The organism is Mycobacterium sp., assembly GCF_965229265.1.
GTDB lineage: Bacteria > Actinomycetota > Actinomycetes > Mycobacteriales > Mycobacteriaceae > Mycobacterium.
Window position 1 is genome coordinate 779,217 of record NZ_CBDDIY010000012.1, and the last position, 15,962, is coordinate 795,178.

At 68.9% G+C, this 15,962-nt stretch carries 12 protein-coding genes; 3 read left to right on the forward strand and 9 right to left on the reverse strand.

Features of this window, described 5'->3' with window-relative positions:
* Window positions 1–32: 32 nt before the first annotated feature.
* On the reverse strand, window positions 33–1,193 hold the full coding sequence (locus ADBZ9K_RS21545; protein ID WP_526624007.1) for a CaiB/BaiF CoA transferase family protein: 1,161 nt from the start codon (window positions 1,191–1,193) through the stop codon (window positions 33–35).
* A gap of 91 nt (window positions 1,194–1,284) precedes the next feature.
* Between ADBZ9K_RS21545 and ADBZ9K_RS21550 the strand changes: the two genes are divergently transcribed.
* On the forward strand, window positions 1,285–2,043 hold the full coding sequence (locus ADBZ9K_RS21550) for an SDR family NAD(P)-dependent oxidoreductase (RefSeq protein ID WP_526624009.1): 759 nt from the start codon (window positions 1,285–1,287) through the stop codon (window positions 2,041–2,043).
* A gap of 70 nt (window positions 2,044–2,113) precedes the next feature.
* Complete coding sequence (locus ADBZ9K_RS21555; RefSeq protein ID WP_526624011.1) at window positions 2,114–3,088, forward strand: NADPH:quinone oxidoreductase family protein; 975 nt, start codon at window positions 2,114–2,116, stop codon at window positions 3,086–3,088.
* Window positions 3,089–3,099: 11 nt separating this feature from the next.
* Here ADBZ9K_RS21555 and ADBZ9K_RS21560 read toward each other — a convergent pair whose 3' ends face one another.
* Both ADBZ9K_RS21560 and ADBZ9K_RS21565 read right to left on the reverse strand, forming a co-directional pair.
* Window positions 3,100–4,977 (reverse strand): alkyl/aryl-sulfatase, encoded by a 1,878-nt coding sequence (locus ADBZ9K_RS21560; RefSeq protein ID WP_526624012.1) that lies wholly within the window; start codon window positions 4,975–4,977, stop codon window positions 3,100–3,102.
* 66 nt (window positions 4,978–5,043) lie between these two features.
* The gene (locus tag ADBZ9K_RS21565; RefSeq protein ID WP_526624014.1) at window positions 5,044–6,888 is read right to left on the reverse strand and encodes an alkaline phosphatase family protein; all 1,845 of its coding nucleotides are present in this window, start codon (window positions 6,886–6,888) and stop codon (window positions 5,044–5,046) included.
* Between ADBZ9K_RS21565 and ADBZ9K_RS21570 the strand changes: the two genes are divergently transcribed.
* Complete coding sequence (locus tag ADBZ9K_RS21570) at window positions 6,875–7,303, forward strand: hypothetical protein (protein WP_526624015.1); 429 nt, start codon at window positions 6,875–6,877, stop codon at window positions 7,301–7,303. The genes ADBZ9K_RS21565 and ADBZ9K_RS21570 overlap by 14 nt on opposite strands.
* A gap of 127 nt (window positions 7,304–7,430) precedes the next feature.
* Here the strand turns inward: ADBZ9K_RS21570 and ADBZ9K_RS21575 are convergent, their stop codons facing one another.
* Genes ADBZ9K_RS21575 through ADBZ9K_RS21600 form a run of 6 tightly spaced genes read right to left on the reverse strand, consistent with a single transcriptional unit; the run spans window position 7,431 to window position 15,869 of the window.
* Complete coding sequence (locus ADBZ9K_RS21575) at window positions 7,431–9,317, reverse strand: ArnT family glycosyltransferase (protein WP_526624017.1); 1,887 nt, start codon at window positions 9,315–9,317, stop codon at window positions 7,431–7,433.
* A complete protein-coding gene (locus ADBZ9K_RS21580; RefSeq protein ID WP_526624019.1) occupies window positions 9,317–10,558 on the reverse strand; it encodes a bifunctional glycosyltransferase family 2/GtrA family protein in 1,242 nt (413 codons plus the stop codon). Before ADBZ9K_RS21580 ends, ADBZ9K_RS21575 begins: the two co-directional genes overlap by 1 nt.
* A gap of 44 nt (window positions 10,559–10,602) precedes the next feature.
* Window positions 10,603–11,871 (reverse strand): MFS transporter, encoded by a 1,269-nt coding sequence (locus tag ADBZ9K_RS21585; RefSeq protein ID WP_526624021.1) that lies wholly within the window; start codon window positions 11,869–11,871, stop codon window positions 10,603–10,605.
* A gap of 14 nt (window positions 11,872–11,885) precedes the next feature.
* Window positions 11,886–13,688 (reverse strand): glycosyltransferase family 39 protein, encoded by a 1,803-nt coding sequence (locus ADBZ9K_RS21590; RefSeq protein WP_526624022.1) that lies wholly within the window; start codon window positions 13,686–13,688, stop codon window positions 11,886–11,888.
* Window positions 13,685–15,187, reverse strand: a complete 1,503-nt coding sequence (locus ADBZ9K_RS21595; RefSeq protein WP_526624024.1) for a sensor histidine kinase — start codon at window positions 15,185–15,187, stop codon at window positions 13,685–13,687. The genes ADBZ9K_RS21590 and ADBZ9K_RS21595 overlap by 4 nt, the downstream gene beginning before the upstream one ends.
* Window positions 15,165–15,869 (reverse strand): response regulator transcription factor, encoded by a 705-nt coding sequence (locus tag ADBZ9K_RS21600; RefSeq protein ID WP_526624307.1) that lies wholly within the window; start codon window positions 15,867–15,869, stop codon window positions 15,165–15,167. The genes ADBZ9K_RS21595 and ADBZ9K_RS21600 overlap by 23 nt, the downstream gene beginning before the upstream one ends.
* Window positions 15,870–15,962: the final 93 nt, after the last annotated feature.

Here is a 15,962-nt window from a genome sequence, read left to right on the forward strand (position 1 = left end):
CGGTAGTGGCGCCCGTGACACGATAAGGCCACTCAGTGCCGACGTAGCTCGGCCAGGATCTCCTCGGTGTGCTCGCCGAGCCGCGGAGCGGCCGATCGCGGGGCCCACGGGGTGCCGTGGAAGTCCGCCGGAGTGGCCACCATCGGCATCGAACCGCCGTCGTCGGGCACGTCGACCAGTCCGCCGGCGGCGTAGAACTGCTCGTCACCGAGCACGTCCTCCATCGAATTCACCGGCGACCAGAACAAGTCGGGCTCGGCGCCGAAGATCTGCGCCCACTCGTCCAGCGGCTTGGCCGCGAAGATCTCGTCGAGCATCCCGATGAGTTCGCTGGCGTTGGCCGCGCGGTCCCGGGCGCTGGCAAACCGGCTGTCGCCCAACCACTCCGGCCGGCCAACCGCCCGGCACAACGCCGGCCAGTGCCGGTCGGCCTCCAGCCCGACGATCCAGAACCGGCGGCCGTCACCGGCCAGATAATTGTTCATGCAGGGGTTGCCCATCGACTCGCGCTGACCGATCGCGATCGGCCGCCCGGTGAGCAGAAACGTGTTGAGGTCGAAGCTGACGGTGTAGGCGCCCTGCCGGTACAGCGAGGTGCTCACCAGCTGACCCTGGCCGGTACGGGCGCGCGCGACCAGGGCGGCGTTGATCGCGGCGGCCAGTGTCATGCCGGTCACGTGGTCGCCCATCCCGCCGCGCTGAAACGGCGGGGTGTCGCCGGGACGGGTCAGCAGTTCAGCCACCCCGGAACGGGCCCAGAACGCGGCGACGTCGTAGGCCGGGCGGTTGGCCTCGGGCCCGGACTCGCCGTAGCCGGTGATGAGTCCGTAGACCAACCGGGGGTTGAGTTCGGCGACCGCGCCGTAGTCCAGGCCCAGCCGGTGCAACGCATCGGGGCGCACGTTGGTGATGAAAACATCTGCGGTGCAGAGTAATTGGTGTGCTGTCGCCAGCCCGCCGTCGGTGGTCAGGTCCAGCACGATGCTGCGTTTGGATCGGTTGTCCATCTGGAACGGCGGGTTGTCGTCGTCGCCGAGGCCGAGCATTCGGCCGAACAACCGGGCGGGGTCGCCCGTGGGCGGTTCGATCTTGACCACATCGGCGCCCCAGTCGGCCATGATGCCCCCGGCCGCCGGGCCGGCGACCCACACGCCGAGCTCGACGACCTTGATGCCCTCCAGCGGTCCGGCCATGTCGCTCCTTTCGCGTCGCGTCCAGAACGGCGGGTGGCCGCAACCGCGGAGAATACTATTCTCCAGTGCCCACCCGAGGAAGGTTGCTGACATGGGATACGCCGACGACCTCTTCGACCTGACCGATCGGGTGGTGCTGATCACCGGCGGAAGCCGTGGGCTGGGTCGCGAGATGGCCTTCGCCGCGGCGCGCTGCGGGGCCGACGTGGTCATCGCCAGTCGCAAGTACGACGCCTGCGTTGCCACCGCCACCGAGATCGAGGACGAAACAGGCCGGACTGCAATGCCCTACGGCGTCCATGTGGGGCGCTGGGACGAGCTCGACGGATTGGTCGACGCGGTGTACGACCGGTTCGGCAAGCTGGACGTACTGGTCAACAACGCCGGCATGTCGCCCACGTACGACCAGCTCAGCGATGTCACCGAGAAGTTGTTCGACGCGGTGCTGAACCTCAACCTGAAGGGCCCGTTCCGGCTCTCGGCGCTGGTGGGCGAACGCATGGCCGCCGGTGGCGGAGGGGTGATCATCAACGTCAGCACCCACGGCTCGCTGCGGCCGCATCCCTCGTTCCTGCCGTATGCCGCGTCCAAGGCGGGACTGAACGCGATGACCGAGGGCCTTGCGGCGGCATTCGGGCCGACCGTCCGGGTCAACACGCTGATGCCGGGCCCGTTTCTCACCGACGTCAGCAAGGCGTGGGACTTTGGCGCCCAGAACCCGTTCAGCCGCCACGCGCTGCAGCGCGCCGGCGATCCCGCAGAGATCGTCGGTGCCGCACTGTTTTTGATGTCCGATGCGTCCAGCTTCACCACCGGTTCGATCCTGCGAGCCGACGGTGGCGCCCCGTAGCGGACGGTGTTCAGTTCCACCCTGGAAGACAGGCGCCGGCACCGCTGCCTGCGCCGGAAGGAGATCGTTGATGCGTGCTGTCGTCTGCCGTGAATTCGGTACCCCGGAGGATCTGGTGCTCGACGAACTGCCCGACCCCACACCGGGTCCCGGTCAGGCGGTGGTGCGAGTCCACGCCGCGGCGGTCAACTTTCCCGACGTGCTGCTGATCGCCGGCAAGTACCAGATCAAGGTGCCGCCGCCGTTCAGTCCGGGCAGCGAGCTGGCGGGTGAAGTCCTGGCGGTCGGCGACGGGGCGGACTGCCGCCCCGGTGACCGGGTTTCGGCGACCAGCTTCGTCGGTGCCTTCGCCGAGCAGGCGCTGGTCGACGCCCGCGCACTGACCCCGATCCCTGACGGTGTGGACTACGCGGACGCTGCGGCCTTCGGCATCACCAACCGCACCGCCTACTACACCCTGCGCACAATCGCGCCAGTCAAGCCCGGCGACTGGGTCGTCGTCCTGGGTGCTGCCGGCGGGGTGGGCCTGGCCGCGGTCGACATCGCAGTACTGATGGGCGCCAGGGTGATTGCCGCCGCATCGGGACCCGAGAAACTCGAGGTGTGCCGGCAGCGCGGCGCGCATACCTGCATCGACTATGACCGCGAAGACCTCAAGACGCGACTGAAGGAGATCACCGGTGAGGGTGGCGCTCAGGTGGTCGTCGACCCCGTCGGCGGGCGCTATTCGGAGCCGGCGCTGCGCGGTCTCGGCCGCGGCGGACAGTTCGTGACGCTGGGGTATGCCGCCGGATCCATTCCGGCAATTCCGTTGAACCTGGTGTTGCTCAAGGGAATCACTGTGCAGGGCATGGAGATTCGCACCTTCATGCTCGACCATCCCGAGGAGATGGTGCGCGACGACGCCGAGCTTATGCAGCTGCTTGCCGACGGGCGGCTCCGGCCCTACATCGGAGCGCGATTCCCGCTGGAGCAGGCAGCCACCGCGCTGCGCCATGTCGCCGATCGCAAGGCCGTCGGCAAGGTCGTCATCGACGTTGCCTGAGGCCCACCCGGTCAGGGCGTGACGATGTTGAAGCCGGGGTCCGGCCGGTCCAGCGCGCCGAGCAGGGCCTGAAGGGCCTGGCCGTCACCGCTGGTCTCCAGGCCCGGGGAGGTGAAATCGCCTGCCGCGGCGGCCAGTAGCCGCATCTTGGTGGCCAGCCGGACGGTGACGGTCGCCGTCGACTCCTCGGCAGCGCACTTGCGATACACGAGCACGCCATTGCGCAGGGTGAGCCGGTAGTTGGCGCCGAGATCGGCGAAGGTCATGTCCACCGCGATATCGAGATCCCAGGCCCGTGGTCCGTTGACGCTGATGGCCAGGGCGTCGAACATCTGCTCCGGGGTGAGCTGGGCCATCATCGCCATCGAGTTGGCACCGACCGGCGTGCCGAAATTGCCGTCGCGCAGCTCGGTCGCCCCGGACAGGAAGAAGTTGCGCCACGTTGCGCACTCGGCGCCGTAGCCCAGCTGTTCGAGGGTGTCGGCGTACAGCTCCCGCGCCCCGGCGTGGTTCTCGTCGGTGAAGATAGCGTGATCGAGAAGTGTTGCCGCCCAACGGTAATCACCGGATTCGAAGGCGGAACGGCCGATCTCGACGACCCGGTCAATGCCGCCCATGGCCTCGACGTAGCGCGGGCCGATTGCCTCCGGCGGATGCGCCCAGAGCCGGGCGGGGTTGCCGTCGAACCACCCCATGTAGCGCTGGTAGACCGCCTTGACGTTATGGCTGACCGACCCATAGTACCCGTGCGCGTGCCACGCATCGTGCAGCGCGGGCGGCATCTGGAAGTTCTCGGCGATCTCGATGCCGGTGTAGCCCTGGTTGAGCTGGCGCAAGGTCTGGTCGTGCAGATAGGCGTAGAGGTCGCGTTGCAGGGACAGGAATTCCACGATGTTCTCGTGTCCCCAGGTCGGCCAGTGGTGGGAGGCGAACACGACGTCGGTGCGGCCGGCGAAGCTGTCGATAGCCTCGGTGAGATATCCCGACCAGGCGTGTGGGTCGCGGACCAGGGCGCCGCGCAGGGTCAGCAGGTTGTGCAGATTGTGGGTGGCGTTCTCGGCCATGCACAGCGCGCGGAACTGCGGGAAATAGAAGTGCATCTCGGCGGGGGCCTCGGTCCCCGGCGCCATCTGGAACTCGATCTCGACGCCGTCGACGGTGTGGGTCTCACCGGTCGTGGTGATGTCGACGGTGGGGACGATGATGGCCACCTCACCGGTGGAGGTCTGCTGGCCGAGGCCACAGCCCACCTGTCCCTGCGGGCCCCGGTCGAGCAGGGTGCCGTACATGTAGGACGCGCGCCGCGCCATCGCGGTGCCGGCGTAGACGTTCTCCTGCACCGCGTGCTCGACGAACCCCGCCGGGGCGAGCACCGCGACCTTGCCCGAATCGACATCGGCCTGCGTCGTCACCCCCAGCACCCCACCGAAGTGATCGACGTGGCTGTGGGTGTAGATGACGGCGCTCACCGGCCGATCTCCCCGGTGTGCGCGGTAGAGCGCCAGCGCGGCCGCCGCGGTCTCGGTGGAGATCAGCGGGTCGATGACGATGACCCCGGTGTCGCCCTCGACGAAGGTGATGTTCGACAGGTCCAGTCCGCGCACCTGATAGATGCCCTCGACCACCTCGTAGAGTCCCTGCTTGGCGGCCAGGATGGATTGGCGCCACAGACTGGGATGCACCGACGCCGGAGCATCGCCGCCGAGGAAGTCGTAGACGTCGTTGTCCCACACCACCCGTCCGTCGGCGGCCGTCACCACGCACGGCGCCAGCGCGGCGATGAAGCCGCGGTCGGCGTCGGCGAAGTCGGCGGTGTCCCCGAACGGCAGGACCGTCAGATGCTCGGCGTGCGCGGCTTCGATGACAGGTGTTGGCGGCTTGTGTTCCATACCCCGAATCCTCGCGCAGTACCGGGCAGCTTGGCCCGTGATTGCACCGATCAGGAGTCGCCGCCGCTAGACCAGCGAATCGGACCCCGAGTTGGCAGTCTGACCGGTCCAGAAACCGTTGAGCGGCGTCGCGTACTTGTCGTTGTTGGTCATCGTCGGCAGTCCGAGCGCGTCCTCGATCGTGCGCAGCGTGCTGTAGTGGTCGTAGCGGTCGGTGACGACGAAGGCGCCTCCTCGCATCCCGCCCTCGCTGACGGCCAACGGCGAGGGAATCACGACGGTGACGACATGGTTGCCCTCGTTGCCGATACCGAGGGTGATGTTGTTGTTGTCCTCGTCGAAGGTGACGATCAGCACGGACTTGGTGGTGGCCCAGGCCTCCGAGTTCAGCACCGTCGGCACGTTCTGCTGCAGGAACTCATCCAGAGCCGGCACGTTGTACTGATGGCGTGGATCGATCTGACCCAGCAGGAAGTGGGCGACGCCGCTCAGGCCGTCAACCGGGCCCTCTCCGTTGGAGTCCTCGTTCGGAGCGAACCACACGAAATCGGGTGTGGTGGCCTCTGACTGAAGATCGACGGCCATCTGGTCGAGGGTGAAGATGTGCTCAGCCGCGTAAGCCTGGTTGTCCCCGATCCCGGCGAAAGCCGGCCAGGGAGTCTGATCCGTCGAGTAGTCACCGGAGGACACCAGCGGCTGCCCGACCGGCATGCTCTGCGCATACGCGGCCCAGGTCTTGCCCGCCCGGTCGATGTTGAACGCCAGGTTGTTCGGATCGTCGATGCAGACCGATTCGCAGTTGTAGGTCTTGCCGTAGACCTGGCCACCGGCGATCGCGTAGTAGTTTGGCAGGCTGGGATGGGTCACCCCGTAGTAGTTGTTGGCGAACCCGTAGGCATTGATCAGGCTGTTGAGGAACGGCGCATTGGGGCTGCCGACGATGCTGTTGTAGCCCTTGTTCTCCATGTACACCAGGAACACGTGGTCGAGCTGGCCGACGGTGGACGCCGGCGGCTGGGGAGCGGCAGGAGCGGGCACGTCGGCGCCGATGGTGAACGACAGATTGTCGGCGTAGGCGTTGTTGTACCTGGCAGTGAAACCGAAGAAGACCGGATTCAGGTCGTGGAAGGTAACGGTCACCTGGGCGCTGCGGGCACCCACCGGGATGACGCCGGTGCTGGTGCGCTGGCGGAAACCGGTCTGTCCCCAGCGGTCCAGATTACTGACCGGGCCGATGGACGAGCTACCGAGGTAGAGCTGATTCTGGTCCAGGAAGGTCACATTCACGGTGGTGAAGGACGGGTCGAGCAGATAGCCCCCGAGGTAACCACTGAGGTTGAACGCCACGGCGCCGCCGTCGATCTCGGTGCCCGCGGCGCTGAGGTCGACCGTCTGGCTCAGTGACGACGTGGCGACGTCTCCGCCGCCGAAGAACTGGTTGCCGCCGTCGGGGGGCGCGGCATTGACGCCGGGGAACGAGATGATGGCGGGCAGACTCGGCCACGCGAAACTGAGGCCGACCGGCCAAGCATTGCGGAGTTCGCCGTACTGGACCACGGTCGGAGTGCCGGTCAAAGTCCAGCCGGGCACCGCGACCGTGCTGTTGCCGAACCCGGCGGTGTCGCCCAGCTCCGCACCCGGGTTCACCAGCAGGTTCGGGCTCATGGTCTGGCCGTCCGTGCTGACCGCACCAGCTGCGATGTAACCGATGCCGGTGATGCGCTGGAACTCGTCGCGCGCGGCGGCCAGCATCGACCACAGCACCGGGGCCGCGGGCGGCGTGCCGCCGCCACCGGCGCCCAGCAACGAAGCCAACGTTGAGGTCAGCACCTGCACCGCGGCGCTCAGCGACCCGAGGTTAGGGGCGGCCGCGGCGAGCGGCGGGGCCTGCCGCGCCGTGCGCGCGGACACCGCCCCACGGGCAGGCGCCGACACCGTTGTCACCGACACGGTCGTCACCGACGCCGCTTCGGCCGTCGCGGGTACCGGAGCAGCGGCCGCCGCACCGGCCGAGCTGGTCACCGAAGCACTGCTGGAGCTCGTAAGACGTTCCCGCACAACGGGTTTACGCGCCGGATTCACTCGCCCGACGGGTCGCTTGCCGCTCGCGGACTTCGTTGCGGGCTTCGTTTCGGCCGAGGAGGCCGGGGAGGTTGCGGAATCCTGGGCTGCCGCGTTCGGCGTCCGCTTGCTCGATGCCGCGCCACTCGAGGACGCCGAGGTGTCCGACGGTTGCGCCGAAGCGATGCACGGAGCGCTTGCCAGTGCGGTCCCGATCCCGAGCGCTACCGCCAGCGCCCCGATCCGGCCGATGTGCGTTGCGTGAGCCATCTACCTACCCCCTACCCGAACGGCCGCGGTCGCGGTCCGCTCACATGGTAGGGAGCGCGGCTCGCCGGAGGGGGCTTTCTCGCGGTTAGCCCAGAAAAATACTGTCGCCGTTCAGCCGGCGATCACCTCGGCGCGGACAGGTCGTAGACCTCCGTCCCGCCGACGTCTTCTGCCGTGAAGTGCTGCTGGACCCATTGCGTGATCTGGGTGCCGCTGCCCGAGTCGCCGCCGGGTCCGTGATGTCCACCGCCGGGTCCGTTGCCGACGATGAAGTAGTGGATCTGCCCCTCGGCGACATAAGCCTGGAACTGCTCCAGGGTCGGCGAGTTGTCCCCACCGCCGAACCCGCCGACCGACATGATCGACGCGCCGGTGCTCAGCTCCAGACCACCGGCGGTCTGCGAGCCGACAGTAGCTGCTGCCCAACGGTTATCGGCATGGGTGAGCATGCCCTTCAGCTCGGTGTTGTCCGACGGCGACTCCTCCGGACCGCCCGGCCCGAACCCCGCACCGCCACGGCTTGGTCCGGATGTCGGAATCCCGCCGCTGTGGCTGACCGCCACGGTCGCAACGGTATAAGCGCCGGTGGCGGCCAACCCGAACAGCAGCCCCGCCGCGGCGAGCCCAGCCGTCCACCGGCCCAGGCGGTGGCCGCCGGCCAGTAGCACGGCTGCCGTCAGCACCGATCCGGCCAGCACCGCCCAGCGCAGCCAGGGCAACCAGTCCGGGGTACGGTCCAGCAGGATGAAGTTCCACACCCCGGTAGCCATGAGCATGGCAGCCAAGACCAGCCGGGACGCGGCAAACTGCTTGCCGCGCCACAGTTCTCGGGTGGAGATACCGATCACCGCGGCAATCGCGGGGGCCAACGCCACCGTGTAGTAGGGGTGCATGATGCCCCTCATAAAACTGAACACCACGGCGGTGACGACCAGCCAGCCACCCCACAGCAGCAGGGTGGCGCGAGTGCGGTCGGTGCGCGGTGCACGCCGGGTGAACCACAGGCCGGCCAGCAGCCCGACCAGGGCCGCGGGCAGCAACCAGGAGATCTCGGTACCCATCGAATCGCCGAACAGCCGGGTGACGCCGGTGGACCCGCCGAACATCGGCGAGCCGCCCATCGGCCCCTCACCGCCGCCCGAGCCCCCGCCCGGGTTGCCGTCGCCGCCGAACACCCGGCCCAGGCCGTTGTAGCCGAGTGCCAGTTGCAGCAGGCTGTTGTCGGTGGAGCCGCCGATATACGGCCGGGAATCGCTGGGCCACACGCTGACCACGGCCAGATACCAGCCGGCCGACACGATCATCGTGACCAGCCCGACGGCCAGTTCCCGCAACCGCCGCCACACACTGCCCGGCACGGCGACCAGCACCACCAGAGCCAGCGCCGGGGTGACCAGCAGGGCCTGCAACAGCTTGGCCAGGAACGCGACGCCAACCGCGACGCCGGCCAGCGCGATCCAGCGGGTGGTCGCGCCGTCGAGTGCGCGGATCACGCAGTACCCGGCGGCGACCAGCAGCAGCACCAGCAGTGCGTCGGGGTTGTTGAACCGGAACATCAACGCCGCCACGGGCGTCAGCGCCAGCACGGCACCGGCCAGCAGGCCCGCACCGTAGCCACTGACCCGGCGCACCGCGCCGTAGACCAGAGCGACCGAGGCCAACCCCATCAGCGCCTGGGGCACCAGCATCGACAGGGTGCCGAACCCGAAGATCCGCCCCGACAGCGCCATCACCCACAGCGCGGCGGGCGGCTTGTCCACCGTGATGGCGTTGCCGGCGTCAAGCGACCCGAACAGCAACGCTTTCCAGCTCTGGGTGCCGGCCTGCACGGCGGCCGCGTAGTACTCGTTGGCCCACCCGGCCGCACCCAGGCCCCACAGGTAGAGCACGGCGGTCATCGCCAACAGCGCACCCAGCGCCGGCCGCACCCACCTCGGACGCTCGGTTCGCGGCTCCACCGGCGGGTGCGCCGGTGCCGGGCTTTCGGTGTGATCGACGAGCATGGTCATTACTTTCCCCCGCCGCTCGGGCCGGTGCGGCGGGGGTGGAACACCCAGCCGCGCAGCAGCACGAAGCGCACAACGGTCGCCATCAGGTTCGCCGCGATCAGCACCAGCAGTTCGACGACCCGCGGCGGATCGCCCAGGGTGTGCAACACGGCGAGCGCGCCGCTGGTCAGTGCCAGGCCGACGGCGAAGACGACGAAACCCTCGAACTGATGCCGCGCGACGTTGGCCCGGCCGCGCACCCCGAAGGTGAAGCGCCGGTTCGCCGCGGTGTTGGCGACGGCCGTCACCAGCAGGGCGACCAGGTTGGCGCCCTGGGCGCCGATCGGACGCAGCAGCAGGAACAGCGCCAGATAGGCCAAGGTGGAGGCGATTCCGATCGCCGCGAACCGCACGCTCTGGTTCAGCAGGGACCTCGGTGCGCCAGCCCGGTTGCCGAACTGGGCGCCGATGGCCTGCACCGGGATCTGCCCGCTGGTGAATCCCTTCAGCAACCGAGCGATTCCCTTCAAGTCGGCGATGGCGGTGGCGACGATGTCGACGCGGCTATCGGGGTCGTCGATCCAGTCCACCGGAACCTCGTGGATGCGCAGTCCGCTGCGCTCGGCCAGCACCAGGAGTTCGGTGTCGAAGAACCAGCCGGTGTCCTCGACGTAGGGCAGCAGCTCGGCGGCGACGTCGGCACGGATCGCCTTGAATCCGCACTGGGCGTCGGTGAACCTCGCCGATAGGGTCGAGCGCAGGATCAGGTTGTAGCAGCGCGAGATGAACTCCCGCTTGGCACCGCGCACCACCCGGGAACCGCGCCCCAGCCGGGTGCCGATCGCCAGGTCGGAATGCCCGGACACCAGCGGCGCCACCAGGGGCGCCAACGCGGCCAGGTCGGTAGACAAGTCGACATCCATGTAGGCCAGCACCGGCGCATCCGACATCGACCACACCTGGTGCAGTGCCCGGCCCCGGCCCTTCTGCTCGAGCCGCACCATCCGCACCCCGGGCAGTTCGTCGGCCAGTTCGGCGGCGATCCGCGCAGTGGCGTCGATGCTGGCGTTGTCGGCGATGGTGATGCGGAAGGACAACGGGAAGTCCTCGCTCAGATAGCGATGCAGCCGGTGGATCGAATCCGACAGCACAGCCTGCTCGTTGTACACCGGTACGACGACGTCGAGCACCGGTACGCCGCGGTCCGCGGCGGTCAGTGCGGCATTGCGTCGGCGCGCCACGGGTACGTCGGTGATGGTCATGCTTTGATCGTCGACGCCCGCAGTGAGGGTGAAGTTGGTGCTTGCTATGCGGCGGCTGTGAATCCCGGCGACGGAGGGCGTGCGGCCCGTGTGACATCGAGGATCATCAGCACCACACCAGTCAGCACGACCACCGCGGCGGAGCCCAGGAAGGTGGCCATGACACCGAAGAGGTTGATCGCCTCGCCCAGTGCGATCGCACCGACGGCGGTGGTCGCGGTGACCAGGACGAAGAACAGTCCCATCGCGCGGCCGCGAATGGTGTCGGGCACGTCGATCGCCACCACAGATTGACCGCCGACGAACACGAACTCCCAGCCGAATCCGATGAGCGCAGCACCCGCCAGTTCGGTGGGCAGGCCGTGGTAGGGCGCCAGCGCCAACGCCACCATCCCAGCCGCGGCCAAGAACAGGCCCGCGGCCATCAGCCGCCGCCGGTGCGCGCCGGTAGCACGGGCCCGGCCGATGATCGGGTTGGCCAGCATCGCACCGACTCCGATCGCTCCGATCAGCAGGCCGAGAGCCGACGCCGTCATGCCGTGTTCCTCCACCACCGTGGGCATGAGTTGTTCGACCGGGGCCACGAAGGTGAAGAACACCGCCACCCCGACGGCGGCGACCCGGGCGGCCCGGCGTATCCCGCTCTCCCGCATCGTCCGGCGCGCATCCCTGATGCCATCGAGCATCCCACCTGAGCGCCCCGCTCGAGGAACCCGCGACACGTCAAACGCCAGCGGGGTCACGGCGAGCACCGCGGCAAGCAACAGGTAGGAGGCAGCGTTGGCGGCGAATGCGGGTCCACCGCCGAGTTTTTCCACCACGAAACCGCCGGCGACCGCCCCGGCGAGCCTGGTGAGATTGAACATCATCGACGAGAGCGCCAGGGCGGACTGCCGGCTCTCGGCAGGCACCGTGTAGGGCAGCATCAGAGTGATGACCGGTTGGTTGAGGCTGGACGGGATCGCACCGACGAATACCAGTACGTAGAGCCAACCCAGCGACAGCCCGCCCGCCAGGTCCAGGGCCGCCATCGCCGCGGAGGGAACGGTCTGAAGCAGGCACAGCATCAACGCCAGCCGGCGCGGATCGAATCGGTCGACGAGCGCGCCGCCGAGCGGGCCGCCGACGATGGACGGGCCGAGCGCCAACGCCGACAGCACCCCGACCGACGCGGCGTTGCCGGTGAGTTGGTAGGCGTACCAGGTCGCGGCGACGAGTTGCATGTAGGACCCGGCAGCCGATACCGCCTTGGCGGCGAACATCCGTCGAAAACCCGGAAACGACCAGAGGCTTCGCGCTTGGCCGCTGGTCACGGGATGAGCCTAGATCAGTTGTCGGTGCCGGCTGTGGATCCTGCCGAAAGATCGTAAACGGTGCTGCCGTCGATGCGTTGCGACGGGTAATGCCCGGCCACCCACTGCTGGATCTGCTTGGCGGCGTCACTGCCGGACCGGGCACCGAACATCGATCCGGGCATGTCGCTGTGCACGAACCAGTGAATGCGACGCTGAGCGACGTAGGCCTGGAATTGTTCGAGGGTGGGTGCCGGGTCGGTGCCGTTGAAACCACCCACCGCCATCACCGGCAGCCCAGCGGCGAGCTGGTAGCCGGCGGCATTGCTGGACCCGACAACCGCAGCGGCCCAAGTGTATTCGTCGGAATTCCGGCGTAACGCCGCGGTCAGTTCAGGGCCGGGCTGCGGGGCGCCGAACATGCCGCCCGGTGGGCCACCCCTCCCGTCGGACGGCCCGACCGACGGTATGGCCCCGCTGTGCGGGGCGGCGGCAGTGGCCAGCGAGAAGGCGGCCGGCCCGGCCAACCCGACCAGCAGCGCCAGCACAGCCACCCCGGTGGCCACCAAGTGCGGCAGCCGCCCCACCACCGGCAGCAGGACCACGCAGGCGATGCCGGCGACCGCGATGGACAGCGAAATCCAGGGCAACCATCCCGAATCACGTTGCAGCAGAACAAAGGCCAGCGTGGTGGTGATGGCGGCCATACCGGCCAGCGTGGTCGCGGCCCGAACGTCGGCGCGGCGCCGCCACAACAACGCCGCGCCGATCGCCAGGGCAGCGGCGACCGCCGGGGCCAGTGCCACGGTGTAGTACGGGTGCAGGATTCCGTTGGCGTAGCTGAACACCACCGCGGTGACCGCCAGCCACCCGCCCCACAGCAGCAGTGCCGCCCGGGTCAGGTCTGTGCACGGCGCCCGGCGGGTGATCCACAGACCCGCGACGATCGCGATCACCGCGGCGGGCAGCAGCCAGGCGATGTGCGTGCCCATCTGTGCGCCGAAAAGCCGCGCCCATCCCGCGTCCTGGTTGAGATTGCCAAGCCCGCCGGTCTCGTTGCCGGTGAGCCGTCCGAAACCGTTGTAGCCCAAGGCAAGCTCGAGAACAGAGTTGTGTTGCGAACCGCCGATGTAGGGCCGCGCGGCCGCCGGCCACAGCGCGACCAGCAGCAGATACCACCCGGCCGACACGATCAGCGCCGCCGCGGCGGCCAGCAGCCGGCGCAGCCTCGCCCACAACGGCAGGTCGGCGGCGACCAGGAACACCACCGCCAACGCGGGCAACACCAGGAAGGCCTGCAGCATCTTGGCCAGGAATCCGATGCCGACCGCGACCCCGGCCAGCGGCAGCCACCACCACGCGGCGTCGCGGTCCAGGGCCCGCTGGGTGGCGTAGGCGGCGAACACGAGTGCGAGCACCAGCAGGGCGTCGGGGTTGTTGAACCGGAACATCAGCGCGGCCGCCGGAGTCAGCGCCAGGATCGCACCGGCGAACAGGCCCGCGGTCGGTCCGCTGACCCGCCGCACCGCCGCGTAGAGCACGCCGACGGCGGCCACCCCGGCCAGCGCCTGCGGCACCAGGATGCTCCACGCATTGACCCCGAACAGTCGCGCCGACAATCCGCTCACCCACAGCGCGGCGGGTGTCTTGTCGACGGTGATCGCATTGCCCGCGTCGCTGGACCCGAACAGCCACGCCGTCCAGTTCGTCGCGCCGGCCTGCGCCGCGGCCGAGTAGAAGGGATTGGCCCACCCGCTGGCGCCCAGATTCCACACGTACAACACGGCGGTGGCGGCCAGCAGAACGGCCAGCCCGCCGTACTGGCGGGCGCGGATCATGAGTCGGTCGTCCGGGGCAAGCGCACGGTGAACTCGGTGCGGCCGGGCACGCTGCGCAGTTCGATGGTGCCGCCGTGCGCACGCACAACCGCCGAGGCGATCGCCAGGCCCAGACCGGTCGAGCCGCCCTTGCGGGACCGCGACGTGTCACCGCGGGCGAACCGCTCGAACACCTCGGACTGCAGTTCGGCCGGGATCCCCGGCCCGTCGTCGACCACCCGAAGCACCGCGGCGCCCGGTTCGGCATGCACCGACAGCGTCACCGAGGTGCCGGGCGCGGTGTGGGTGCGGGCGTTGGCCAGCAGGTTGGCCACCACTTGGTGCAGCCGGGCGTCGTCGCCGACAACATAGAGCGGGTCCGGCGGCACCTCGAGATTCCACCGGTGTTCGGGTCCCGCGGCGTGGGCGTCGCTGACGACGTCGGCCGACAGCCGCGCCAGGTCGACCGGCTCGCGTTCCAGCGGCCGTCCCGAGTCCAGCCGGGCCAAGAGCAACAGGTCCTCGACCAGGTTGGTCATCCGCACGGCTTCGGACTCCACCCGGCCCATCGCGTGCGCGACGTCATCGGGTACCTGATCCCGTTTCCGTTGCGCCAGTTCGGTGTAGCCGCGGATGGCGGCCAGCGGTGTGCGAAGTTCGTGGCTGGCGTCGGCGACGAACTGGCGGACCCGGCTTTCGCTGGCCTGCCGCGTCGACAGGGCGGTCGAGATGTGGTCGAGCATCCGGTTGAGGGCCAACCCGAGCCGGCCGACTTCGGTATAGGGATTCGCGTCGGGTTCGGGCACCCGCACCGGCAGCGCCACCTCACCGCGGTCCAGCGGCAGGTTCGCCACCCGCCCCGCGGTCGCCGCGACCCGGGTCAGCGGTGCCAGCGCCCGGCGGATGACCAGGATGCCCACGGTGGTGGCCACCGCCAGCGCCGCCGCGGTCACCACCGCGAAGATCAACGCCACCCGCAGCAGCGTCGCGTCGACGTTGGCCATACTCAGCCCGATGACCAGGGTGTCGCCGGTCACCCGGCTGCGCACGGCGACCACCCGATAGCGGCCCAGGCCGTCCAGCTCGCGCGTTACCGGCTGACGTTCGCCACCGGCCTCGGCCAACTGGGCCCCGGCGGTCGACGAGATCGCGGCCCGGACGCCACCGTCGCCGAGGACAGCGGAGTCCGTCGTCGTCCCATCGGTGACCACCGCGGCGACCATGCCGATCGGCTGACCGGGGGCGTCGAGGAACTGCGGGCCAGGGCCGGGCCGCGGCCACGGCGGCCGGTTGCCCCGCAACGCCGGAGGCAACGGCGGCGGCGGGGGCTCGCCGTAGATGATCGACGACCGGTGTGCGCTGTCGCGCAGTTGGTCGTCGACCTGACCGACCAGGTACTGGTACAGCGCGAACACGGTCACCGCGCCGATGCCCACGCAGACAGCCGCCAGCAGGAAGACCTGCCCGATGAGCAACCGCGCGCGCAGTGACCAGGTGCTAGCTCGCAGGCTTGAGGACATAGCCCGCGCCGCGCAATGTGTGGATCATCGGTTCGCGCCCGCTGTCGATCTTCTTGCGCAGATAGGAGATGTAGAGCTCGACGATGTTGGACCGGCCGCCGAAGTCGTAACTCCACACCCGGTCCAGGATCTGGGCTTTGGACAGCACCCGCCGGGGATTGCGCATCAGGAAACGCAGCAGTTCGAACTCGGTGGAGGTCAGCGAGATCGGTTCGCCACCCCGAGTGACCTCATGACTGTCCTCGTCGAGGACCAGGTCACCGACGACGATCTGGGCGCCGCTGTCCTCGGTGGTGACGCCGGTGCGGCGCAACAGCGCCCGCAGCCGCAGCACCACCTCCTCGATGGAGAACGGCTTGGTGACGTAGTCGTCGCCGCCCGCGGTCAGCCCGGCGATGCGGTCTTCCACGGCGTCCTTGGCGGTCAGCAGCAGCACCGGCAGCTGCGGGTTCTGCTCGCGTAGTTTGCGCAACACGTCCAGCCCGCTCATGTCGGGCAGCATCACGTCGAGCACCACCGCATCCGGGCGCGAGTTGCGGGCCGATGCGATCGCCGACGCGCCGTCACCGGCGGTGGTGATGTTCCAGCCCTCATAGCGCAACGCCATCGACACCATCTCGGCGAGCACGGTCTCGTCGTCGACGACCAGAACCGTGATCGGATTTCCGTCGGCTCGCCGCATCACCACACGTTCGGCCGCTGAAGAGGTCATGTTCTCCAGTATGGGAGCGGCGATGGGCCATTCCTATGGCCTTGCTATGCGCCGGCTGTGAAA

Excerpts from the sequence above, each read along its gene's own strand:
- ADBZ9K_RS21550 (WP_526624009.1), top strand. The coding sequence starts at position 1,285 with ATGGGATACGCCGACGACCTCTTCGACCTGACCGATCGGGTGGTGCTG.
- ADBZ9K_RS21545 (WP_526624007.1), bottom strand. The coding sequence starts at position 1,193 with ATGGCCGGACCGCTGGAGGGCATCAAGGTCGTCGAGCTCGGCGTGTGG.
- ADBZ9K_RS21595 (WP_526624024.1), bottom strand. The coding sequence starts at position 15,187 with ATGTCCTCAAGCCTGCGAGCTAGCACCTGGTCACTGCGCGCGCGGTTG.
- ADBZ9K_RS21600 (WP_526624307.1), bottom strand. The coding sequence starts at position 15,869 with ATGCGGCGAGCCGACGGAAATCCGATCACGGTTCTGGTCGTCGACGAC.
- ADBZ9K_RS21575 (WP_526624017.1), bottom strand. The coding sequence starts at position 9,317 with ATGACCATGCTCGTCGATCACACCGAAAGCCCGGCACCGGCGCACCCG.
- ADBZ9K_RS21555 (WP_526624011.1), top strand. The coding sequence starts at position 2,114 with ATGCGTGCTGTCGTCTGCCGTGAATTCGGTACCCCGGAGGATCTGGTG.
- ADBZ9K_RS21580 (WP_526624019.1), bottom strand. The coding sequence starts at position 10,558 with ATGACCATCACCGACGTACCCGTGGCGCGCCGACGCAATGCCGCACTG.
- ADBZ9K_RS21560 (WP_526624012.1), bottom strand. The coding sequence starts at position 4,977 with ATGGAACACAAGCCGCCAACACCTGTCATCGAAGCCGCGCACGCCGAG.
- ADBZ9K_RS21590 (WP_526624022.1), bottom strand. The coding sequence starts at position 13,688 with ATGATCCGCGCCCGCCAGTACGGCGGGCTGGCCGTTCTGCTGGCCGCC.